This window comes from Pantoea sp. GbtcB22 (assembly GCF_019091025.1).
Taxonomy (GTDB): domain Bacteria; phylum Pseudomonadota; class Gammaproteobacteria; order Enterobacterales; family Enterobacteriaceae; genus Pantoea; species Pantoea leporis.
Map to the genome: position 1 here is coordinate 1 of NZ_JAGXKB010000300.1, position 264 is coordinate 264.

Consider the following 264-nt stretch of genomic DNA (forward strand, 5'->3'; position numbering starts at 1 on the left):
CAGGCAAAACTTTACCCTGAATTTTTTGTTATTAATTGAGAACTCACAATCGTTATATGAAATGGACTGCCAGATGCCTCGTCTGGCTTTATGTGCGAAATCTTTTTCTTGATTCAAATATTTCACTTCAATCCCGAACGGCGCAGGTTCAACCCCATGATTAAGGAGATGAGCTTTAGGGTAAATAACGTAATCAATCCTAACTTTCAGCCCCACCGTTACATGCGTTCCAACAACTTCCTGATAAATATGAAAATCATTCTT

Annotated in this window: 1 protein-coding gene; it reads right to left on the bottom strand. The window is 38.3% G+C overall.

All coding sequences use genetic code 11. The features are described from left to right. The coding region (locus KVT28_RS25340) for a hypothetical protein (protein WP_217550946.1) at window positions 1-264 on the bottom strand (264 nt) is incomplete at both ends.